The organism is Burkholderia stagnalis (assembly GCF_902830275.1).
GTDB classification, from domain to species: Bacteria; Pseudomonadota; Gammaproteobacteria; order Burkholderiales; family Burkholderiaceae; genus Burkholderia; species Burkholderia stagnalis.
This window is the reverse complement of record NZ_CADESW010000091.1, coordinates 1-500: the sequence shown is the minus strand read 5'-3', so window position 1 is coordinate 500 and position 500 is coordinate 1. Positions and strand designations below refer to the sequence as shown.

1 protein-coding gene is annotated in these 500 nt (G+C 67.6%); it reads right to left on the bottom strand.

All coding sequences use genetic code 11. From position 1 onward, the window contains the following. Positions 1–500 (bottom strand): paraquat-inducible protein A (locus tag HWY45_RS36350; protein WP_176118502.1); only part of this gene is annotated, 500 nt, incomplete at both ends.

The following is a 500-nucleotide window of genomic DNA, read 5'->3' as shown; positions in this document are numbered from 1 at the left end:
GCGGCACTGGGCGCGCGGCCGGCGCGCAGGTCGTCGACGAGATCCCACAGCAGCATCGGATCGAACATCAGCACGACGGCGATCATCAGCGTGAGCGCGGCGAACGCGAACAGCGCGGCTTCCGGCACGACGCGCGCGAGCGTGACCATCTTCACGATGGTCACGACGATGCCGAGCATGAACACTTCGATCATCCCCCACGGGCGCACCAGCTGGATCGCGCGCAGCACGAGGTTGAAGCCGGGCGGCACGAGGCCGCGCCGCAGCGGGAACAGCAGGTACAGGAGCGCGGACATCTCGACGAGCGGAAACAGCACGGTCGAGCAGAACACCATCGCGGCGACGGGCGCCATGTCCTGGCGCCACAGCGATTCGATCGCGCCGAACAGCGTGGTCTGCACGCGGTTGCCGTTCACGTCCATCTCGAGGATCGGGAACGCCTGCGCGATCATGAACGTGATCAGCGCCGCGAGCGTGAGGGCGCAGATCCGGTCGAGCTG